At 37.6% G+C, this 18,858-nt stretch carries 25 protein-coding genes; 9 read left to right on the top strand and 16 right to left on the bottom strand.

Annotated elements, in window-relative coordinates; genetic code table 11:
• The first annotated feature begins 70 nt into the window (after positions 1 to 70).
• Both ACKWBX_RS10735 and ACKWBX_RS10730 read left to right on the top strand, forming a co-directional pair.
• The gene (locus ACKWBX_RS10735; RefSeq protein WP_413968679.1) at positions 71 to 232 is read left to right on the top strand and encodes a ribbon-helix-helix domain-containing protein; all 162 of its coding nucleotides are present in this window, start codon (positions 71 to 73) and stop codon (positions 230 to 232) included.
• Positions 233 to 347: 115 nt separating this feature from the next.
• Positions 348 to 497: a hypothetical protein gene (locus ACKWBX_RS10730; RefSeq protein ID WP_413968678.1), complete on the top strand. Its 150-nt coding sequence runs from the start codon at positions 348 to 350 to the stop codon at positions 495 to 497.
• 430 nt (positions 498 to 927) lie between these two features.
• Here ACKWBX_RS10730 and ACKWBX_RS10725 read toward each other — a convergent pair whose 3' ends face one another.
• Together ACKWBX_RS10725 and ACKWBX_RS10720 are read right to left on the bottom strand one after the other, a co-directional pair.
• On the bottom strand, positions 928 to 1,791 hold the full coding sequence (locus ACKWBX_RS10725; RefSeq protein WP_413968677.1) for an IS3 family transposase: 864 nt from the start codon (positions 1,789 to 1,791) through the stop codon (positions 928 to 930).
• Positions 1,788 to 2,063 carry a transposase gene (locus ACKWBX_RS10720; RefSeq protein WP_413968676.1) on the bottom strand — a complete coding sequence of 92 codons (276 nt, stop codon included), beginning with the start codon at positions 2,061 to 2,063 and terminating at the stop codon, positions 1,788 to 1,790. Before ACKWBX_RS10720 ends, ACKWBX_RS10725 begins: the two co-directional genes overlap by 4 nt.
• Positions 2,064 to 2,578: 515 nt before the next feature.
• Between ACKWBX_RS10720 and ACKWBX_RS10715 the strand changes: the two genes are divergently transcribed.
• The 4 genes from ACKWBX_RS10715 to ACKWBX_RS10700 all read left to right on the top strand — a co-directional run bounded on the left by ACKWBX_RS10715 (position 2,579) and on the right by ACKWBX_RS10700 (position 7,102).
• Entirely contained in the window at positions 2,579 to 3,655 is a 1,077-nt protein-coding gene (locus ACKWBX_RS10715; RefSeq protein WP_413968675.1) for a DNA adenine methylase, read from the top strand.
• A 1-nt stretch (position 3,656) separates the two neighbouring features.
• Positions 3,657 to 5,234, top strand: coding sequence for an ATP-binding protein (locus ACKWBX_RS10710; RefSeq protein WP_413968674.1), 1,578 nt, complete (start codon positions 3,657 to 3,659; stop codon positions 5,232 to 5,234).
• Between the two features lies 1 nt (position 5,235).
• The gene (locus ACKWBX_RS10705; RefSeq protein ID WP_413968673.1) at positions 5,236 to 6,420 is read left to right on the top strand and encodes an ATP-binding protein; all 1,185 of its coding nucleotides are present in this window, start codon (positions 5,236 to 5,238) and stop codon (positions 6,418 to 6,420) included.
• A 247-nt stretch (positions 6,421 to 6,667) separates the two neighbouring features.
• Positions 6,668 to 7,102 carry a hypothetical protein gene (locus ACKWBX_RS10700; RefSeq protein WP_413968672.1) on the top strand — a complete coding sequence of 145 codons (435 nt, stop codon included), beginning with the start codon at positions 6,668 to 6,670 and terminating at the stop codon, positions 7,100 to 7,102.
• Between the two features lie 580 nt (positions 7,103 to 7,682).
• Here ACKWBX_RS10700 and ACKWBX_RS10695 read toward each other — a convergent pair.
• Together ACKWBX_RS10695 and ACKWBX_RS10690 are read right to left on the bottom strand one after the other, a co-directional pair.
• On the bottom strand, positions 7,683 to 8,237 hold the full coding sequence (locus ACKWBX_RS10695) for a DUF4251 domain-containing protein (protein WP_413968671.1): 555 nt from the start codon (positions 8,235 to 8,237) through the stop codon (positions 7,683 to 7,685).
• A 12-nt stretch (positions 8,238 to 8,249) separates the two neighbouring features.
• Positions 8,250 to 8,477 carry a hypothetical protein gene (locus ACKWBX_RS10690; protein WP_413968670.1) on the bottom strand — a complete coding sequence of 76 codons (228 nt, stop codon included), beginning with the start codon at positions 8,475 to 8,477 and terminating at the stop codon, positions 8,250 to 8,252.
• Positions 8,478 to 8,771: 294 nt separating this feature from the next.
• On the opposite strand from ACKWBX_RS10690, the gene ACKWBX_RS10685 reads away from it, so the two are divergent.
• Positions 8,772 to 9,074 (top strand): HPF/RaiA family ribosome-associated protein, encoded by a 303-nt coding sequence (locus ACKWBX_RS10685; protein WP_413968669.1) that lies wholly within the window; start codon positions 8,772 to 8,774, stop codon positions 9,072 to 9,074.
• 1 nt (position 9,075) lies between these two features.
• Here ACKWBX_RS10685 and ACKWBX_RS10680 read toward each other — a convergent pair whose 3' ends face one another.
• Complete coding sequence (locus ACKWBX_RS10680; protein WP_413968668.1) at positions 9,076 to 9,432, bottom strand: hypothetical protein; 357 nt, start codon at positions 9,430 to 9,432, stop codon at positions 9,076 to 9,078.
• Positions 9,433 to 9,563: 131 nt separating this feature from the next.
• Between ACKWBX_RS10680 and ACKWBX_RS10675 the strand changes: the two genes are divergently transcribed.
• Positions 9,564 to 10,076: a YceI family protein gene (locus ACKWBX_RS10675; protein ID WP_413968667.1), complete on the top strand. Its 513-nt coding sequence runs from the start codon at positions 9,564 to 9,566 to the stop codon at positions 10,074 to 10,076.
• 139 nt (positions 10,077 to 10,215) lie between these two features.
• On the top strand, positions 10,216 to 11,163 hold the full coding sequence (locus tag ACKWBX_RS10670; protein ID WP_413968666.1) for a TerC family protein: 948 nt from the start codon (positions 10,216 to 10,218) through the stop codon (positions 11,161 to 11,163).
• Between the two features lie 19 nt (positions 11,164 to 11,182).
• Here ACKWBX_RS10670 and ACKWBX_RS10665 read toward each other — a convergent pair whose 3' ends face one another.
• The 11 genes from ACKWBX_RS10665 to ACKWBX_RS10615 are packed head-to-tail and all read right to left on the bottom strand — an operon-like array spanning position 11,183 to position 18,829.
• Complete coding sequence (locus ACKWBX_RS10665) at positions 11,183 to 11,611, bottom strand: hypothetical protein (RefSeq protein ID WP_413968665.1); 429 nt, start codon at positions 11,609 to 11,611, stop codon at positions 11,183 to 11,185.
• Positions 11,608 to 11,844 carry a hypothetical protein gene (locus ACKWBX_RS10660; RefSeq protein WP_413968664.1) on the bottom strand — a complete coding sequence of 79 codons (237 nt, stop codon included), beginning with the start codon at positions 11,842 to 11,844 and terminating at the stop codon, positions 11,608 to 11,610. The genes ACKWBX_RS10665 and ACKWBX_RS10660 overlap by 4 nt, the downstream gene beginning before the upstream one ends.
• 1 nt (position 11,845) lies before the next feature.
• Positions 11,846 to 12,100, bottom strand: coding sequence for an acyl carrier protein (locus ACKWBX_RS10655; RefSeq protein WP_413968663.1), 255 nt, complete (start codon positions 12,098 to 12,100; stop codon positions 11,846 to 11,848).
• A gap of 25 nt (positions 12,101 to 12,125) precedes the next feature.
• Positions 12,126 to 13,400 (bottom strand): beta-ketoacyl-[acyl-carrier-protein] synthase family protein, encoded by a 1,275-nt coding sequence (locus ACKWBX_RS10650; protein ID WP_413968662.1) that lies wholly within the window; start codon positions 13,398 to 13,400, stop codon positions 12,126 to 12,128.
• On the bottom strand, positions 13,393 to 13,851 hold the full coding sequence (locus tag ACKWBX_RS10645) for a 3-hydroxyacyl-ACP dehydratase FabZ family protein (protein ID WP_413968661.1): 459 nt from the start codon (positions 13,849 to 13,851) through the stop codon (positions 13,393 to 13,395). The genes ACKWBX_RS10650 and ACKWBX_RS10645 overlap by 8 nt, the downstream gene beginning before the upstream one ends.
• A gap of 4 nt (positions 13,852 to 13,855) precedes the next feature.
• Complete coding sequence (locus tag ACKWBX_RS10640; protein ID WP_413968660.1) at positions 13,856 to 14,644, bottom strand: enoyl-ACP reductase FabI; 789 nt, start codon at positions 14,642 to 14,644, stop codon at positions 13,856 to 13,858.
• Between the two features lie 12 nt (positions 14,645 to 14,656).
• The gene (locus ACKWBX_RS10635; protein ID WP_413968659.1) at positions 14,657 to 15,712 is read right to left on the bottom strand and encodes a type III polyketide synthase; all 1,056 of its coding nucleotides are present in this window, start codon (positions 15,710 to 15,712) and stop codon (positions 14,657 to 14,659) included.
• Positions 15,709 to 16,434: a methyltransferase domain-containing protein gene (locus ACKWBX_RS10630; protein ID WP_413968658.1), complete on the bottom strand. Its 726-nt coding sequence runs from the start codon at positions 16,432 to 16,434 to the stop codon at positions 15,709 to 15,711. The genes ACKWBX_RS10635 and ACKWBX_RS10630 overlap by 4 nt, the downstream gene beginning before the upstream one ends.
• Complete coding sequence (locus ACKWBX_RS10625; protein WP_413968657.1) at positions 16,431 to 17,594, bottom strand: NAD(P)/FAD-dependent oxidoreductase; 1,164 nt, start codon at positions 17,592 to 17,594, stop codon at positions 16,431 to 16,433. Before ACKWBX_RS10625 ends, ACKWBX_RS10630 begins: the two co-directional genes overlap by 4 nt.
• Positions 17,595 to 17,628: 34 nt before the next feature.
• On the bottom strand, positions 17,629 to 18,324 hold the full coding sequence (locus ACKWBX_RS10620; RefSeq protein ID WP_413968656.1) for an OmpA family protein: 696 nt from the start codon (positions 18,322 to 18,324) through the stop codon (positions 17,629 to 17,631).
• A gap of 22 nt (positions 18,325 to 18,346) precedes the next feature.
• On the bottom strand, positions 18,347 to 18,829 hold the full coding sequence (locus ACKWBX_RS10615) for a hypothetical protein (protein ID WP_413968655.1): 483 nt from the start codon (positions 18,827 to 18,829) through the stop codon (positions 18,347 to 18,349).
• Positions 18,830 to 18,858 lie beyond the last annotated feature (29 nt).

Below are 18,858 nucleotides of genomic sequence, written 5' to 3'. Positions count from 1 at the left end.
ATCTATTTTTAAATGTAATCTAATATTCGCTATATTACACCAATAGTATGCTTATTTAAGCATGCTAGATATGGCAACTGTTCGCAAAACGGTAACTTTTACCGAACAACAAGATAAATGGATTAAGGCTCAAATCGAAGCTGGGGAATACACAAATGATAGTGAATACTTACGAAATCTTGTCCGTCAAGACCAAGCAAATAAGCAAAGTTTCTATCTCTACCTGAAATAATGAAAGAAGTAGAAACACGTATTCGCGAAGATGGGCGTTTATAAACTCTCCAGAAAAGCCGAAATCGATTTGGCCGAAATTTGATCTACTTCAGGCACAAAAGTATTTTCTAGAAATGCACGATGTTTTTCAAATACTTGATGAAAATGCAGATTTAAGTAGGGATGCCTCTGAATTTATTGCAGACTTAAAAAGATTCTCTTTTAAGGCACATACCATATTTTATCTGAAACGGCAAGCGGAATTTTTATTCTTAGGGTGCTAAGTCAGCGCATGGACTATGAGCGGAACCTATAACTAAGCTAGGAATACACAGAAATTACTTATAACTTATCGCTATTTGATATAACGTCAAATTATGTTTTGTTTTTGAAACATAATGTCTTGCGTTATGTAACTTTGCTTTGGAAAAGCAAAGTATTTAGTACTACACTTTCTTAAAATTTTTCTTCTAAAAACTCTCTCCTAAAAGGTAATTGAACACTTATTATGCGACCCGACGGCAGGAGGGGAGTGTAATGTGTGTGGAATGGGATTTGAACTACATTGGTTAAAAACAATGTATAATTACCCCAATGTTTAGGACAATAATTCTTTAAAAATAAGTTTGATGACGGTGTTAAAAGAGGGGGGTCCGGGGGGAGACTCATAACTTCCCTTTTTTGTTGACAACCCTATATTTCCCTTCCGTACCATCACGCCGCTTTCCTCTTGCTTTGTTCATAAATTGTTGACGGGGCCTCGTCGTCCAGGCTCTGGTGCCTCCGCTCTTCGTTGTAATACCTGAAATACTCCTCGAGCCCCCGATAGCATTGCAGCCCGTCGTCCGCCGGGAACAGGTATACGTGCTCGTACTTTACGCTGCGCCATAGGCGTTCGACGAATATGTTGTCCAGGCACCTGCCCTTGCCGTCCATGCTGAGGCGTATCCGTTTTTCCTTGGTAACGAAATGCGTAAATCCGATGGAGGTGAACTGGCTGCCCTGGTCGGTGTTCAGGATCTCCGGTGCGCCGTGCCCTTCGATGGCGGCCTCCAGTGTCTTCCTGCACCATTCCGACGTCATGGTGTTGGAGAGCGACCAGCCCACCACGTAGCGGCTGTACAGGTCGATTATCGCGCACAGGTAAAGGTAGCCGCCCCGTACCGGGATATAGGTGATGTCCATCGCCCATACCTGGCCCGGCCGTTCGACCTTAAGGCTCCTCAACAGGTATTTGTATATCCTGTGCAGTTCGCCCTTGCCCCGTTTCGAGGTGTCGGGGTTCGGTCCGGTGGCCGATAGCCCCATCAGGCGGAACAGCCTCTCGATACGCTTTTTGTTGACCTTGTGCCCCATGTCCTTTCGCAGCCATGTGGTAATCCTGGGTACGCCCAGCCAGGGGTGCAAAAGGTTCTTTCCGTCGATCAGTCCCATCAGCTCTAGGTTAAGGGCGGTCTCGCCCCTGGGCTCGTAATAGACGCCGCTGCGGTGGATATCCAACAGTTCGCACTGGCGCACCACGCTCAGCTTGGAATCCCTTTTTACCAATGCCTTCCGTTCTTTTTTGGACTTACTCATGACGAGGCCGTCTTTAAAAAATCGTTCTCGACCTTAAGCTGCCCGATGGTCTTCAAAAGCCGTTCCTCCTTCTCCTCGGCCTCGCTCTTGGCGCTCTTGGCCTTCTTGGAGAAGACCTCCTCGCCGTTCTTGAGGAACTGCGTCTTCCAATTGGTGATCTGGGCGGGGTGGATGTTATGCTTCCTGCCCAGTTCCTGGATCGTGGTCCGTTCGGAGAGTGCCTCCAAAACGACCTTGAACTTGAACTTCGGTGTGTGTTTCCTTCTACTCATGGTACAGTAAATTTAAGGTGAAAAATTAAACTTAACTTACTGTCCTAAATTCGGGGGTAATTATACTCATTGAAGAGAGAAAATACTGGAAATATTATCATTAATAACGAATCAAATAAGAAAGGTTCAAATGGAATTATAAAGTTTTTCTTCCGATTTTTAATTCCAATATAAATAGGTTTGTTTATAAGTTACAATCCAATTGAGAATTTCAGATAACTAGAACGCCTCTACATTATATAAAATAGATATTTAAAAAAGTTTCTTTGGAACACGAAGGGTAGCAAGTGCTAAGAAATTGTAGCCTTCCCCTTTTTGTACCTTGACTAGAAACTTTCAAATCTAAATTCAAACCTGAAATATTGTTGTAAATAGAATGCTTTTCATATAATCTGTTTAACATTCATTAAATGTACGAAATCTATATAATATATTGATTATCAATAATTTAAAATAGTTACTAAATCTATTTAATTTAGTTTTATCTTTGAAAAAGCTTAAAACTAACCGAATAAATGTCAGAATTAATAGATATTGAAACATTTCCTACAACACGATATCAAGGTAGTAAACGAAAAATACTAGATTGGCTCAATGAAAACCTAAGAGATATTGAGTTTCAAACTGTTTTGGATGCTTGTGGAGGAACTGGATCCGTTAGCTATCTTTTTAAAAAAATGGGTAAGAGCGTTACTTATAATGATGTTTTAAAATTTAATTCATTGTCAGGTAAGGCCTTAATTGAAAACCAAAATATCAAAATCACCACAGACGATTTGGAATTCATTTTAAACTTTGATGGTTTAGAGGAAAATGGGTTCATTAAATCAACATTTGGCGGAGTATATTTTACCGATAAAGAGAATATATGGTTGGATAATGTTATTCGACGAATAAATGTATTACCAGGTGTTGATGAATCTGAAACCGCGTACAAAAAAGCAATTTGTTTTAATGCACTTTTTCAAACTAGTTTAAGGAAGAGACCTTTTAACCTTTTTCATAGAAAAAATCTTGATATCCGTTTGAACGATGTTAAAAGAAATTTTGGTAACAAAACGACGTGGGAACGAGATTTCGAGTTAGACTTTCGAAGTTTTATATCAGAAATTAATGAATCTATTTTTGATTCTGGGATTGACTGTTTTGCTCTTAATAAATCAATATTTGATTTAGAAAATGAGAACTATGACATGGTCTATCTAGATCCGCCATATGTTTCAGGAAGTGGTGATAATGAAACAAACAATTATTTAAACTGTTATCATTTTTTGGAAGGTATGACAGATTATGAGAATTGGGGAGATAAAATAGATTATAAAACAAAAAATTTACGATTTAAGGCTCAACCTAATCCATTTGACAAAAGGAGGATTTATGATTCACTAAATTTATTATTCCAGACTTTTCAAGACAGTATTTTAGTGCTTTCATATAAAATCGGTGGCACACCTTCAGTTGAAGAAATAATGGAATTAATGGGTAGATATAAGGAAAATGTAACTAAAAAAAGTAAGCACTATAAATATGCTTTAAATAAACAGAATGGTAATGCCAAACACAATCGAGAGGTCTTAATAATTGGGCGTTAATATGTCAGATTTGCAAAATACAGATGAAAAATGGCCGAAAACTATTACTGTTGATAAACGGATAGTAGGTATTTTGAGTGTTTCTACTTATAAAAATTTCCCCCGAGCCTTAAAGGAAATCATTACAAACAGCTATGATGCTGATGCGCATGAGGTATCTATTAAAGTGGATATAGAAAAAGAAGTAATTATTATTACGGATAATGGCAAGGGTATGAATGCGGTAGATTTTGGTTTTTATCTTCGAATAGCCGGAAAAGACAGGAAAAAAAATAGTAATACTACTGACTTGGGCAGAAAAATCATTGGTCAGTTTGGGGTTGGTTTTTTATCTGTTTTCCCATTTTTTAAAAATTATAAAATCGAATCTTCAAAAGCAGGCTCTGATAAGGTTTTGCATGCAGAAATACCACTTGCGAAGTACTTTGACATGTCTACTAGTTCGCTTGATGTCGGTAGCATTTCTATAAATGGAGGCGAAAGAATTGATGTTTCTAAAAAGACTGTGAGCTACACAAGAATAGAATTGAATGGATTTAATGACTTAACCAAATCATTTTTCCACACTTCTAACAAGAAAAATAACTATGATATAGAAACTTACCCTGGTCTTGAGAAGCTCAAATGGATTCTTGAAGATGATTTACCTCTACGGTTTAAGCAAGAAAAATTTAATCAGGTTTTTAACTATGAAGAACAGCCATCTTTTGATGTGTATTTAAATGGAGAAAAGCTTTACAGGGGAGTATATGGAACTGAGATTCTTGAAACACATAAAAATGACTATAATGAAATTGGTAATATAAAATTCAAATATTTTATTTCAACACCTCGTAAATCCGTTTTTCCACATAATGGGAAGTATTTGAAAATTAGAAACCTTAATGTTGGCGTTGGAGACGAACGAGATGATTTTAGTGAAAGACGGGGTGGGTCAAGGTCTCGAATCCATTGGTTGACTGGAGAAGTACATATTTTAGATGGGATGAACAATCTAATTAGGGTGTCTAGAGATGATTTTAATTATAGCAGAGATTATGAGGATTTGAAGGATTTTTTCAATGAACGACTTCAACATTTTTCAAATAGACTTGAATTAGAATCCTCACTAAAAAAAGAAATAAGTCAAACTGGAAAGGAATTTCGGGTGAGGGATGTTAATTTATTAAATCCTGAATACTTAAAAAGAAAAGTTGAAAAGTTTGAAAATGAAGGCTTTGAGGTAATGCAGCACAAGGATATAAAGTCCAACAATGTAATAATTAACGAGGAACTTAAAGAAATTTCAATCGATGAAGATTTATCCGCCTTCGAAAAGCACATTCTTATTGAAGGAAACAGATACTTAGTGAAGTCTGAATCTTGGGATTATGAAAAAGAATTTTTCCCTGCTTGTAAATTAGTAAGCAATGTAGTTATTATTAACTCCCAATACCCTTTGTTCAAGGGCCTTAAGTATACAGATGTCTTTATAAAAATCCATCTATTAATGCTAATGAATTTTAGGCAGAAAGTAATAAGTGAAGACGCTTTTACAAAATTGACCAAAGATGTTTTAAAATATTACCACGATTATTGATATGAAAATCACACAATTTATTCTTTCGAATTTTAAGAGTTTCAAAAACGGTAAAAATCGTATTTACGATGCGAACGTTATCAATTTTATTTACGGAGAAAATAACTCTGGTAAGTCAAATATTTTGAAATTTCTCAAATTAATATTTAATCTCAAAAGGACAACAAATGCCATTGAAGTTGAAGGTGATGTTTTGTCTAAAGATTCATTGAACTATTTTTTTGAGGGCATTATCGACAATGAACCATATATATTTCATAAAAATAAGCGGGATGAAAAAATAGTCTTTAAATTCTTTATAGATATCTCCAATGAAGAATTGAAAACTGCTGGATTTGATTTTTTTGAAACATTAAAAGAAGAATACTTAGATGGGGGCGGTAAGGTTGCTAAATTAAAATTTGAGGGTAATATTAGAAGTTTAGATACTAAATCGACTTCGGAAATAAGTTTAGATTCGGTTTCTCTAAATGGCAAAGAGGTTTATCTCAAAGATAAAAAACAGGAAAAATTTTTCAATAGCGGCCATGACCCAATGGGCCTTTTAGGTGATAAAATCAAATTTCAACAGCTTATCTCTTATTTGAACGAAATAACATTATATATTGATAACGATAGGTTTTTTGAAAAAGAAAAATTTCAAAAAGAAGTTAGTTCGTTAAATGCTCAGAACTTTAAAAGTTGGCTTTATAATTTTTCCTTGGATGAATTCAGATATGAGGAATACCTTAGTCTTTTAGAATTTGTGCGGACTAATAAAATCGAAAGTCTGAATTCTTTATCTAAACTAGATGTTTCTTATTCGATAGATGAAAACAATAATTTGGACTTACTACTTCATAATGGCTCTGAACGACTGCCGATTAGTAGTTTTGGAACGGGTGTCAGTCAGATTTTTTTCATTTTAGCTAAAATATTTAGTACTCGAAGTAAAGTGATTTTAATAGAAGAACTTGAACTAAATCTTTCCCCTAAAACACAAAGAGAGCTATTCAAAATCCTGAGGAATTTAATCAATCAAGGCCAAATAAATCAAGTGTTTTTTACTTCACATAGTAGGTATTTCAACTTTAGAAATGACTTTTCAATTTATGAAGTGTCTATGGACGCAAATGGAGTTTCTTCGATTCAAAGGCAGAATGGAAGTGTTCGCGCTGGTTTTTTCAATGCGTACAAATTAGATTAAACGGGAGGGTTCCGGCCTAAGAGAATTTTGGCTAAAACAATAGGGGAGAGGAGCGTTAAGAATTTTAGGGGGCTAGTTACAATAATTGTTGACTGCCATATTGGTGGTCTTGCCTTAAAGCAGTCTTCATAGTTAGAATGGATCCTAAAATTTAGCGACCGACCCGTACTTTGTTTCCAAAATTATCTGTAAGCCTTGATTTTTTGTTTCTTTTTCATCAAGGAAAAAGAAAGATTAACTTTATTGGATGGAAGAATTTCAAAGCCAAGCAGAAAGTGTTTTAAAGTCGAAAATGACCAATGCAGGGCTTGAAATCAGCGCAAAAGAAAATGGCAGGGAAGGAGTCGATTTTATTGTAAAAGGAGAAACCGGCAAGCAAACTGAGGTTTTTTTGCAACCAATGGACATGATCGCACAACAAAGTTCAAAAATCCCAAAAGAAAAGTTAGGCGAACCTAGAGAAAATCTTTGGGTGGCATTGATAGGTTTTATTCCCGATAGAGAGCCTTTGATATTCTTAATTCCTTCTGAAACCCTAGCTAAACCAGATAGTTTCGTCTTTTTCGAGAATAATGTCGGTATGCATACATATCTATCAAATTGGGAAATAAAGGTGTTTACAAAAGGTATGGAGAAGTTAGGCGAGTATATAATCTACAATCAAATAGAGAATTTTAAATAACTGGCATGTTTCTACATTATGTCAAATAGAGAGAAAAAAAGGTTTTTTTGGAACAAGAGAGGTAGCAAGTGCACAGAAATTTTATTTCAAAATTTTGTGCTGTTGCGGCAATCCGGCGAAATGGTAGTGAAAAATTTACTTGCGGGCAGTTTCTCGTAAATCCGGTAATCCAAAAAATCTAAAAGGTTTTGCTTTTTTTGGCGTTGGCAAGCGGCTGGAAATTGCGTATAAAATAAAATGCCATAAGCATTTTGATTTTATGAAAGCAATCGAGCGATTGGCAGCGGCAATTTTACATAACGGCAAATTATGGTACAGCGTTGCGAAGGTTCTCATGTGCGGGATGTCCTGAATCTCTAAGCCTAGAACAAATTTTATTTTGTGACGGAGGTTCCAAGAAACGTAAATTAAAAAGGGTGATGACCCTGTTGCTACTTCCCATAAAAGCTAAGAACGAGAGGGATATTTGACATAATATAATTATAGCTTACAGCTAAAGTGTTGAACCACAAAAGAATACAGTTCAAACTGTACTATAATTTATATTATGTAAAATAGAATACTACTGTCATCGAAACAATTACCTCCTTTTATCCTCTTCTATTTCTTCAATTCTACCTAAGTATCTGATTCTTGTTCTATGAGAACTCCATAAATCTAATGAACAAGTACCGTTAGAACTTATGATTGCATTCGCCATAAAAACTTCGGTATCACTAGAAATAGTAAATTTTATGGTATAATTATTTTTTCCGTTGTCTTTTTGAAATTCCAAATCTTTTGGAACTCCTTGAAAAACTATCCCAGTTTTACTTGTATATCCTCCACCCATTTGTCTTTCTCCATAATAAGATAAATCAGCAGCAACGGAATCACCGTACATTTTAAAAAAATTATTATCGCCGTTTAGATCAATTCTATTAATAGTACTCCCTGGTGGTAACAAACCGCTTAAAGCAATTTGACTTAAAGCTTGGGTTACCATCGGTTGAGCAACCGTAAAATTCATTTTAAATTCTTTGTTTTCCAGTGTAGTACCAATATCACGATTAGTTGGTCGTTTTGATGCGGAAGAACATCCCAATATCAATATAATTATAAAACAAATGAAAAACGTATGGTTTACTTTTAGCATGATGACGCCTTCTTAATGCTGTGGCATATTCATATACTGATGAATTCCTTCCTCCAACTTTTTGGCAGCCTCCAATTGTTGGGTCGTTTCCTTAAATTCCGCTTCCGGATTATTTGTTTGCGTCCTTAAGGTTCTCAATAATTCTAAATGCGCTTTGCGTAATAGTTCTATTTTTTGGTCGAGTGCCTCCCTAACCTTAAATTGGTGGTATGTAGTTGGCTCAAAACGGTAACTACACATCTTTTCTTTAAATTGTATCAAATCCCTATAACTGCGCTCAACCCTGAATAAACACGAGTTTATGTCTTTATGATTCAGATGACGGGACGAAACAGTCATAATTAAATTTATCAAATTAGAAGAATATTATCCATTACCTTACAGAATTTACATAATTTTCTCTAATTATTTTAATGATAAATATCACAATATCAACTCTTAACAATAATTTAATACTTCTATAACAATTTTAAACTCCAAATTATATTCGGAATTGAAATTCAAAATAACTATCTTTTCGTAAAGATTAAACGTATGAATATCAATTTTGAATACGATGATGTAAAAGCCAGCAATAGATTGGAAATAATGGCCGCTAAAAAGCTAAACAAACTATTGGATAAGTTTGATTTTATTGTTCGTGCCGATGTTTTCTTCAAGAAAGAGAACACTTCTTCCCCAGATACTGGAATGATTTGTAATATACGTTTGAGCACGCCCGGACCTAGACTTTTTGCAGACGCAAGCAATGGTAGTTTTGAAGCTTCCATAGCACAATCGGTAGAGGAATTACAACGTCAGCTTCAAAAAAGAAAAGCGAAGATGAAGATGCGTTAATCTATTTTTTTTGTGGCTTCTCTATAGCATCCTCAAACATCGTTTCTACTAAAATAGCCTTATTAATACGTTGGGAAAAAGGGCGTTTTCTAAGTTCTTTCATCAATTTTTTCCGCTTGCGATCGGAAATGGCCAGCGTGTCCAGAATTTTTTTGGCGCGGATTTGATGAGCGTATCTTTTTTCCTTTAAGGCAATTCGGTCTTCAACGGACATCACGTATTCCGTTTCAAACTGCTCCATTATGGTTCGTTTTTTGACTTTGTCCGTGGGTTTAGCTTTGGTTTGGGAAAAACCCTTACAATATCCAAAAACAAGGAGCAACCCCATAAGGATTACCGTTTTGGTATTTTGTTTCATTACAATAGTGTTCTGTACTAAATGTATGAATTTTTAAATAGAGCGACTATATTTGCGCTATTAAAAGGTATAAGCATCGATAAAATGTATTTTTTGTTTGATGTAAAACTGTCTATTTTCAATAAAATATCATGAAAAACCCGATTCTCGCACTCTTTCTTCTTTTGTCCTTTCCACTGGTCTGGGGGCAGTCCGGCACTACCATTTCATCAGGTACAATAACATTCAATTTCGTGGAGAAAGATGTAGACGGAAGTATTTCTGGATTTGAATCTACATCAAAAATAGACCCTGACAATCTAGAGAATTCAACGATTAAAGGTTCTGTTGCGGTAGAAACTTTGGACACCAATAACTTCCTCAGAAATTGGTCCCTCAAGGGAAGTAAATATTTTGATGCTGATGCCTATCCAAAGATATTTTTTGAAAGTACCTTGATAAAAGTCGAAGGCAGCACTATTTTGGCCACCGGTAGACTTACCATTAAAGATATTTCAAAACCTATAACTATCACGTTTACTAAAAATGGTAATACCTTAAAGGGCACCACTACCCTATTCTCATCTGATTTTGGCATTACGATTCTGAAAAAAGGTAGAGAATCTAATAAAGTTACAGTACGGTTTAATCTGAAACTGAAATAAAAAGCGTCCGGTTTTTAATCCGTTAACAAGCAAAATAGACGCTATTATACTCCAAACCTATAAAATAGCTATTTTCTTAAATTGGAAAGTATATCAATATAAAAATGATGTTTAACTTCGTGGCTTAAAAATTTTGGGTATGTGGGTTTGGATTATTTTTATTGCCTGTGTCATTGTCTTTTTGGCTTTAGATCTTGGAGTTTTTCATAAGGAAGATCACGTCATAAAATCCAAGGAAGCAGGTATGTGGACCGCTATTTGGGTAATCATAGCACTTTCTTTCAGCGGTGTTATTTATTGGTTGTTTTCTAGTGGACTCACCCCTAACCCAACTCAACTTACAGCGAACAATGCCGTACTAAAATACATTACGGGCTATCTTATAGAACTATCTTTGAGTATAGATAATGTATTCGTCATAGCCGTTATCTTTTCTGCCTTTAAAATTCCGCCCATATATCAGCACAGGGTATTATTTTGGGGAATTTTAGGGGCAATTGTTTTTAGGGCATTGATGATTCTTTTCGGTGTGGCGCTCATTACTAAGTTTGAATGGATTATCTATGTATTCGGTGTTTTTCTGCTCTATACCGCATTTAAAATGTTAAAGAGCGATGACCATGATTTTAATCCTAAAAACTCGTTCGTTTTTAAGCAGTTTAAAAAAATATATCCAGTAACCACCTCACTCAACGGACATGATTTTTTTATTAGAAGAATGGGAATTAAAGCAGCTACTCCCCTATTTATGGCACTTATCGTAATTGAATTGACCGATATTCTCTTTGCACTAGACAGCATCCCCGCAATTTTGGCGATTACCTCCGACCCTTTTATTGTTTTTAGTTCCAATATTCTAGCTATTCTGGGATTGCGTTCCATGTATTTTTTGATTTCCAGAATGCTACAAAAATTTAGATATATCAATTATAGTTTGGTAATCATTTTAGCTTTTGTAGGACTCAAAATGTTATTCTCCCATTATATTGATTTACCGGAATGGGTTTCGCTTTGCGTAATCTCGGTTTCATTGATAGGGGGAATTGTAGCTTCTTTGGTCCTTCCTGAAAAAAAAGAAACTAGCTAAATGAATCGAATGAAAAGGATTATCCCCTTTTGAAAATCGAATTGTATAATTTTTGTACGCCCCAATTCCCAAAAGGGAAGTAAAGTGCAAAAAACAATGCCATTCCCAAAGCAAAATTACGTTCCCCGAACCATTGGTCCAACAGGTTATTGGGATAGGCATACGAAGTTTGTAAGGCATACCCGCCAAATTCCAAAATTCCCATCGCAATAAGTCCATAAGCGTACTGCATGTGAAAGGGAAGCGTTCTCAATAATAACGAAATGGGAACCATATAAAAAATGTAACAGGTAATCACTTGCCACCAAAAGGTGAATTTGGCGATTTCTACCTGAGCTCCAAACCAATGCATTCCCAGTCCCCAGACAAAATAGACCACACAATACAAAATAACAAGTGGTTTTTCAACGTCTAATTGCTTTACCGCCCAATCTATGAAGGTTTTCATGGTTTTTCATTCAATTTTAAACTAAGTAACCCAGCCTTGATCAATAATATTATTCCTAATACCAAGACACATAAAGAAAGTGTTCCGCATCCTATCCAAATCCACATGTCTGCTCCAGAATATTTTAAAAATCCACTTTCGATACTACCGCTTAGACCGGCTCCTAAAGAAACAGCCCCAAAACCGCCCGTGAGCAGCCATTTTCTTTTTAGACGTTTGTATTCCTGTACCATTTTAGCTTTCGCTTATTTTTTTATCTATAATTTCCAGAGCATCTTTCACCGTGCGCATTTCATCCATATCCTCATTCTCCAGTCGGATGTCAAAGGCATCTTCAACATCCAAGACAATGTCTACCAAATTAGCGGAATTTATATTTAAACCCTCCAGGAAAGTACTTTCTGGTCTTATTTCGTCTGCCGAAACGTCTTCTGGCAAGTATATTTTAATGATATTCTTAAGTATTTGATACTTTTCCGATTCTTGCATAAATATTCGTTGTTCAATAGACCCTTCAGTCATTAAAAGCACTAAAAATAACACATGCATTTACATCACCAAAACCAAAACTAGCTTTAGCTATATTTTTGGGCTTGTACGGCATCGTTTTCTGTGGGATTCTGTCAACATCAATGATATTGGCTATTTCCGGATGAACATCTTCACAATTTACATTCCCAAAAACGACCTCTTCCTCAAATTGAAGTATTGTACCCACACATTCTATGCTTCCCGCTGCGGCCAAACAGTGTCCAATGCTTCCTTTAAAAGAGTTTATCAAAGGGAAATCACTCCCTTTTCTAGTTAGAGCGGCACTCCAATTTTTGATTTCCAACGAATCTTTGCCAGTGGCGGTCAGGTGTCCGTTGATAACGTCTATATCGTCGCTGTTGATTCCAGCATTTGCTATGGCACTCGTAATACACCGTTGTACGGCCATACTATTTGGAGCCGTCATAGACCCCTCACCTACTTGTCCCCCACTGTTTATTTCACCTCCTAAAACTTCCGCATAGATTTTAGCGCCACGTTTGGTCGCGCTATCCAATGATTCCAATACCAGAGCGCCAGCACCACTTCCTGGAACAAAACCTTTGGCGGTAGCACTCATAGGTCTACTGGCCTTTGAAGGACTATCGTTATAACCATTGGGCAATATCCGCATGGCATCAAAACCACCCCAAACATAAGGGCCACTATCGCTACAACTTCCGGTAAGCATAATTTCCGCCTTTCCTTGTGAAATTCGTTCGTAAGCCATTAAAATACCTTCCGTTCCGGTAGTACAGGCAGAAGAATTGGTGGTCACTTGATTCCCGCAGCCTAACAAGCCCCCTAAATATGCACTTATTCCACTGGCCATAGTCTGAACCACAGCGGTACTGCCCAATCTCCGTACATTTTTATCATCAATCTTATGTATGGCTTCCCGAAACTTATCCACTCCCAGGATTCCTGTTCCGAAAATAACTCCGTAATCCCAAAGAGGTGTATCAGAAATGTTTCTTTTTAATCCGGCATCTTTCCAGGCATCCATTCCCGCTATTACACCGTAAACGAGTCCCGTAGCATTCAATCCCCGGAGCTGTAATGGGCTGAAATATTGATTGAGTACGTTATCCTTGAGCAATGGCTCCCCTGCTATCTGACATGAAAATTCCAACTCCTTTAGCTTTGGTTGGTGGCGTATGCCGCTTTTCCCCGTATGTAAAGCGGTTCTAAAATCCCTGAGCCCCACACCATTAGGAGCGCAGACGCCCAACCCCGTGATAACTACCCGTCTACCCATAAGAATTCGCTTTTAGCATTCCCGAGAGTGTTCCTCTACAGACTAGATCGTTATTGTTATTGTACATTTTCACTTTACATTTAAGCTTCCCAAAACGAAAAAATACCTTTTCGGAAACCACTCTTATCTTTTCGTTTGGAAATACCGGTCTTAAAAATTCCATTTCAGAACTGCTCATCCCTATTTGAAGTTTATGAATACCCGGTTCATTTTTTAATAAAAAAATGCCCAAACATACCAAACCGATTTGAGCACAACATTCCGTTAAAATTACCCCGGGAGTAACGGGATTATTTTTAAAGTGACCTTTATAAAAATCCAAGTTTTCATGAAATGTGTATGTTCCTTCCGCTCCTTCTTCATCAATCTTAAGCAATTCATCTACAAAAAGAAAAGGCTTTTCATAAGGCAGGGTTTCAATTATCCAGTTTGTGTAATGCTCTTTTTCCATTAAACTATCGTAAACTTTCCCCACCGTCAACCTTAATGGTAGTGCCGGTAATCCATTGTGCTTCATCCAAAGTCAATAGATAAACCACATCCGCTACATCTTTTGGAGTGGTCAAACGCTTATTGGGGTTACGTTCCAAGGCGTTGGATTGAATCTTTTCATGGCCCGGTATCATCTCAAAGGATTTGGTGACGGTAATACCCGCTTGAATACAATTGGCTTTTATGCCGATGGGTGCAAACTCCAATGCTATATTCCTTACAAGTGCCTCCAGTGCAACCTTGGCCACGGAAACCGCTCCATAATTGGGAATGGCCTTCGTATTCCCTTCGCTGGTGAACGCCACAATACGGGTATCCGCTGCCAAAAGATGTGAATTTGCCAAACTTTTGGTCCAATCATACAGGCTGAGTGCCATCGCATCCAATGTAATTTTAAAATCTTGATTGGATAACGTTGTTCCTACATCGGCATACATAGGTTTTAAACTTCCTTTGGCAATACTGTGTACCACGACCTTTATTTTATGTCCTTTGGGAAGCTCCTCTTGAATTTTGATAATCGTGTCGCTGCGCTTATCCGGGTTTAACGCGTCAACATTAAAGGATTTTACTTCAATTTCATGACTTTTCAGCGTATCGAACGCTTTTTGAATAGGCTCTAAATCCGTTCTTCTATCCCGATGTACAATAACAAGATGATACCCATGTTTGGCCAATTTTTGGGCCGTTGCCAAACCCAAGCCTTGGCTTCCGCCAAGAATCAATGCCCAATGTTGGGAATTTTTACTCATATCTTCATAAAATTACCATTCGATAAGAACTCGTTGTGCAGAAAAACCCGGTCCAAAACTTAACAATAAGCCCTGTTCCCCTTTTTGTAAGTCTTTCTCCATAAAGCGTTCCAATACGTAAAGTACCGTTGCACTGCTCATGTTCCCATATAATCGAAGTACTTCTCGAGTATCGTCTATATTCTTTCCCAATTTACCAAAAAGTTCCTCAACCGTTTGCACGATCTTACGTCCGCCAGGATGAAAAACTAGATGATTTACTTTTTCGATGTTACTACCGTTTCGTTCTAAAAATGGATGAATGATATCCGGGAAATATTCGGCAATCGTTGTTGGGACCGCAGGATCCAATATCATTTTAAGTCCATGGTTGGTTAAATCGAACCCCATCAAATGGGTTGCATCCTTAAAATGATACATTTCCTCACCGATAATCTTGGGCCCCTTGGCATTTTCTTCCGAAGACAATAGAACACAGGCAGCACCATCCCCAAAAATAGCGGCACTTACCATATTGGCCATAGAATAATCGTTCAATTGGAAGGTAGCCGTTGGACTTTCTACCGCAACCAGTGCAATTCTCTTACCGGGATTGGACTTCAAAAAATTGTGCGCATATATCAAACCCGAGATTCCTGCGGCACAGCCCATTTCCGTCACGGGAAGCCTTGTGACATCTTGCCGCAGCCCCAATTCGTTGATGAGGTAAGCATCCAAAGAAGGAATCATAATCCCGGTACAGCTCACCGTAATAATATAATCCAAGGATGATGCCTTCCAATCGGCATCTGCTAACGCTTTTTTCAGGACGTTGGTGCCCAGTTTTTTTACTTCACGGACATAAATGTTGTTTTTGGCCTCAAAGGAAGTAGCTATAAAAACATCTTCGGGTGGCATGATACTATAACGTTTGTCCACCGCCGCTCCTTCAAAGATTTTAATCACCTTACGCCTAAAACGTTCTTCCTGACCTTGTAACCAAAACTCGACAAAAGGAAGAATATCCTTAGTTTCCTTGTAATATGCCGGTAATTCTTTGGCAACCGATACTATTCTCGTACTACTCATATTTCTTGTACCCGCAAATTTTTGCGCATGACCCAAACATATCTAAAAGCCCATTTCCATTGGATGTCATGTTTTATATTTTTAAATCGATTTGCAAAAATCTTTAAATCGTTCCTCTTGAAACCCTTGCTGATTGAAATCAAGCCATCAATCTTTGCCGTTTTCGTTTTGATAAAGAAAAGACTGAATAATTTGAATAGATAATAGGCCAATGTACTCCGCTGCAAATCATTGACAATAACCCCTACTCTGGCCAATTCCGAAAATCGTTTCGTGAATATTGATATGTCGCTATCGGAAAAATGGTGCATGGTCAGGGTCGTGGTGACGATATCACATGCTAAATTTGAACTTTTTTCATCCAAAACATCTTGTTGCATATATTCAATTTCTGGGAAATCGGTCGAAAAATGCTTCGCTATTTCCAATGCATCTTCATTTAGGTCAATACCAATCAATTTTACATGAATATTTCTTTTTCTAGCTTCTTTTGCCAACTCCCTGAGCATGGTTCCTTCAGCACAACCCACATCTAAAATCGTATACGATTCTAAGTTATTCTCTGAAATCATCCTGAATACGGCATCTAAGGTAATACTATTCCCTCCCAATATCCGGTTTACCCGATTAATGTCATCCAAAACAATTTTGAGTTCGGCAGACGTTCCTTGAAAGTCGTCCATAAGCTCTTCCTGTTCACTTCTACTGCGTAAATCTATCATGCTATAGGTTTCCCGTGCGTTTTTGCAATTATATATTTTAATAATGGTTTGGAATTGCCTGCGGTCGCAACTCCAAAATTAGCCCAACGCTTCCTTAGTAGTATATTTTGTAATTTCCTTCCAAACCAAAGTCTTTTTTTAAAGGTTTTGTTCCATCGTCGCTGATATTCTTGCTCCAGCCAACTTCTGGACAGTGTATCGTCGCTTAAATACATATCAATGCATTCCGAAGCCAATTTAGCACTATGAATGGCCATAGCCATGCCGTTACCGCACAACGGGTGTATTAGACCTGCGGTATCCCCACACATTAAGATATGATCAAGAACTGGTTCTTTTTGACCGAAGGAAATCTGGGCAATGGTCAATGGCACCTTGAACAATGGCGATGCTCTGGTTAGAAATTGTTCTAAATGCGGATTTTTAGAAACCACCCTTTCATTGAACTTTTCTATACTATTATGTTTTTTGAAACTATCGTAATGGGCCAAATAACAAAAGTTGACCGCACCCGTCTCGGTTTTGGACAAACCACCGTAACCTCCTTCAAAATTATGCAAAGCGACTTGTCCTTCTGGGAAACTTTCCAGCTGGTAATGTGCCTTTACGGCCAACCACGCATTTTTATCGTTGATAAAATCACGCTGCAAAGTTTTATCCAATACTGAACGTTTTCCATAGGCCCCTATAACTGTTTTGCTATGATAATTCGCTTCCGTATGGGTCGTAATGGTGAATCTATTTTCAGAAAATCGAATATCGACCGCTTTTTCAAAATAAAATTGTACGCCTAGCTTCTTTGCTTTTTGATACAAAAGATGATCCAATGCAAAGCGACTCATGCCAAAACCGCCCAAGGGCAGTTTTGTTCCAATTTCCTTGCCATCCGTACTGCTCATTTTGAAATCGGAAATCTTTTGGGCTCCGTTTCCCCAGATATCAATGTCCAATCGGTCCAAATATGGCAGCACTTCATTGGAAATGTATTCACCACATACCTTGTGATGCGGATATTCCTTTGTTTCAAACAGTGCTACTGCATGGCCAAGACCAGCTAAATGTATGGCTGCGGTCAATCCGGCCAAACCTCCACCTACAATAAGTATATCCTGAGTATTCATCGCGAAGAAGATACAGAATTCATAAAAAAATCCCTTCATTTGAAGGGATTTTAATCACGCTTTTATAAAAGTTTTAGCCTTTGGTTTTTTCAACGGCCTCTTCTTTTAATTCTTCACTGGCAACGATAGCCAATTCTACGCGCCTATTCTTCGCTTTTCCCTCTGAGGTGGTATTGTCTCCTACAGGTTGAAGCTCTCCATACCATTTTGTGGTAATCCGGTCCGCAGCTATGTATTTGGACTTTAAATAATTACTGACCGATTCTGCACGTTGTTTGGAAAGGTTCAGGTTATAATCCTCGGGTCCGGCACTATCCGTATGTCCTTCGATTAAAATATTTGAATTTGGATATTCCTGAAAGATTCCGGCCAATTTATCCAAAGTTGTGGCTGAAGTCCCTTTCACATCTGATTTATTGGTATCAAAATACACTCCTGCATCCTGCGTAAAGGTCACATTGATTCCCTCTCCTATTCTTTTTACTTCCGCTCCAGGTATTTCCTCTTCAATACGTTCGGCCTGTCTGTCCATTCGGTTTCCAATATATCCACCTGCAGCACCACCAATGGCCGCACCCAATATTGCTCCCAATACGGTATTGTTGCCATCGCCTACATTATTTCCGATGACACCACCGATAATGGCCCCACCAGTGGCACCTATTACGGCTCCTTTTTGGGTTTTATTGGCATTTTTTACGGTACTACAACTCATGACCAAGGCCAAGGCCATTAGATAACTTGTGTTTTTTAATACTTTAACTTTCATATATAACATTATTATGGGGATTTTACTTTTTAGTGAATTCATAAACGACCGTTACCGTCTCACCATCTACGGTCACATTGGATTTTAAGGTCATTGCCTGCTCCGTTAAGGTTTCAATATTTAGCCGATAGCCCAAACCACCGGAAATATCCTTTAGTTTTTCATCTATAAATTTAAATTGTAACTGCGACTGATAGTTTTCTTCACGTTCCACTATGGACCATCTAATAAAACGGTCCCCACCATTGCACAAGGTCGATGGTTGTATCGTATATCTTCCAGTGCTGTTATTATCGCGAAAGAACCAATCGCTACCTTCCAAGCAGATATCTTCCACATCATTGAACAAAACGGCTTTAAAATTACCGGTATTGTTCTCAAAAGAAACGTTGTTCAAGGTCCAGGAACCACTCAAGAGGTTACGTTGCCCTCTAGCAGCTTTTGAAACTGAACAGGATGATACTATCATTGCTACCGCTCCTAAGAGCAAAATCATTTTTTTCATAAATCTATGTTGTTTTAGGGGTTGTGAGC

It is taken from the genome of Maribacter algae (assembly GCF_047345745.1).
Lineage (GTDB): Bacteria > Bacteroidota > Bacteroidia > Flavobacteriales > Flavobacteriaceae > Maribacter.
This window is presented reverse-complemented; position numbering and strand designations above follow the sequence as displayed.

What these genes read in the sequence shown, in the direction of transcription:
- ACKWBX_RS10630 (WP_413968658.1), bottom strand. Translation starts at nt 16,434, where the DNA reads ATGATAGATTTACGCAGTAGAAGTGAACAGGAAGAGCTTATGGACGAC.
- ACKWBX_RS10655 (WP_413968663.1), bottom strand. Translation starts at nt 12,100, where the DNA reads ATGCAAGAATCGGAAAAGTATCAAATACTTAAGAATATCATTAAAATA.
- ACKWBX_RS10660 (WP_413968664.1), bottom strand. Translation starts at nt 11,844, where the DNA reads ATGGTACAGGAATACAAACGTCTAAAAAGAAAATGGCTGCTCACGGGC.
- ACKWBX_RS10685 (WP_413968669.1), top strand. Translation starts at nt 8,772, where the DNA reads ATGAATATCAATTTTGAATACGATGATGTAAAAGCCAGCAATAGATTG.
- ACKWBX_RS10615 (WP_413968655.1), bottom strand. Translation starts at nt 18,829, where the DNA reads ATGAAAAAAATGATTTTGCTCTTAGGAGCGGTAGCAATGATAGTATCA.
- ACKWBX_RS10625 (WP_413968657.1), bottom strand. Translation starts at nt 17,594, where the DNA reads ATGAAGGGATTTTTTTATGAATTCTGTATCTTCTTCGCGATGAATACT.
- ACKWBX_RS10690 (WP_413968670.1), bottom strand. Translation starts at nt 8,477, where the DNA reads ATGTGTAGTTACCGTTTTGAGCCAACTACATACCACCAATTTAAGGTT.
- ACKWBX_RS10645 (WP_413968661.1), bottom strand. Translation starts at nt 13,851, where the DNA reads ATGGAAAAAGAGCATTACACAAACTGGATAATTGAAACCCTGCCTTAT.
- ACKWBX_RS10635 (WP_413968659.1), bottom strand. Translation starts at nt 15,712, where the DNA reads ATGAGTAGTACGAGAATAGTATCGGTTGCCAAAGAATTACCGGCATAT.
- ACKWBX_RS10730 (WP_413968678.1), top strand. Translation starts at nt 348, where the DNA reads ATGCACGATGTTTTTCAAATACTTGATGAAAATGCAGATTTAAGTAGG.
- ACKWBX_RS10735 (WP_413968679.1), top strand. Translation starts at nt 71, where the DNA reads ATGGCAACTGTTCGCAAAACGGTAACTTTTACCGAACAACAAGATAAA.
- ACKWBX_RS10710 (WP_413968674.1), top strand. Translation starts at nt 3,657, where the DNA reads ATGTCAGATTTGCAAAATACAGATGAAAAATGGCCGAAAACTATTACT.
- ACKWBX_RS10650 (WP_413968662.1), bottom strand. Translation starts at nt 13,400, where the DNA reads ATGGGTAGACGGGTAGTTATCACGGGGTTGGGCGTCTGCGCTCCTAAT.
- ACKWBX_RS10700 (WP_413968672.1), top strand. Translation starts at nt 6,668, where the DNA reads ATGGAAGAATTTCAAAGCCAAGCAGAAAGTGTTTTAAAGTCGAAAATG.
- ACKWBX_RS10725 (WP_413968677.1), bottom strand. Translation starts at nt 1,791, where the DNA reads ATGAGTAAGTCCAAAAAAGAACGGAAGGCATTGGTAAAAAGGGATTCC.
- ACKWBX_RS10705 (WP_413968673.1), top strand. Translation starts at nt 5,236, where the DNA reads ATGAAAATCACACAATTTATTCTTTCGAATTTTAAGAGTTTCAAAAAC.
- ACKWBX_RS10695 (WP_413968671.1), bottom strand. Translation starts at nt 8,237, where the DNA reads ATGCTAAAAGTAAACCATACGTTTTTCATTTGTTTTATAATTATATTG.
- ACKWBX_RS10720 (WP_413968676.1), bottom strand. Translation starts at nt 2,063, where the DNA reads ATGAGTAGAAGGAAACACACACCGAAGTTCAAGTTCAAGGTCGTTTTG.
- ACKWBX_RS10675 (WP_413968667.1), top strand. Translation starts at nt 9,564, where the DNA reads ATGAAAAACCCGATTCTCGCACTCTTTCTTCTTTTGTCCTTTCCACTG.
- ACKWBX_RS10680 (WP_413968668.1), bottom strand. Translation starts at nt 9,432, where the DNA reads ATGAAACAAAATACCAAAACGGTAATCCTTATGGGGTTGCTCCTTGTT.
- ACKWBX_RS10670 (WP_413968666.1), top strand. Translation starts at nt 10,216, where the DNA reads ATGTGGGTTTGGATTATTTTTATTGCCTGTGTCATTGTCTTTTTGGCT.
- ACKWBX_RS10715 (WP_413968675.1), top strand. Translation starts at nt 2,579, where the DNA reads ATGTCAGAATTAATAGATATTGAAACATTTCCTACAACACGATATCAA.
- ACKWBX_RS10665 (WP_413968665.1), bottom strand. Translation starts at nt 11,611, where the DNA reads ATGAAAACCTTCATAGATTGGGCGGTAAAGCAATTAGACGTTGAAAAA.
- ACKWBX_RS10620 (WP_413968656.1), bottom strand. Translation starts at nt 18,324, where the DNA reads ATGAAAGTTAAAGTATTAAAAAACACAAGTTATCTAATGGCCTTGGCC.
- ACKWBX_RS10640 (WP_413968660.1), bottom strand. Translation starts at nt 14,644, where the DNA reads ATGAGTAAAAATTCCCAACATTGGGCATTGATTCTTGGCGGAAGCCAA.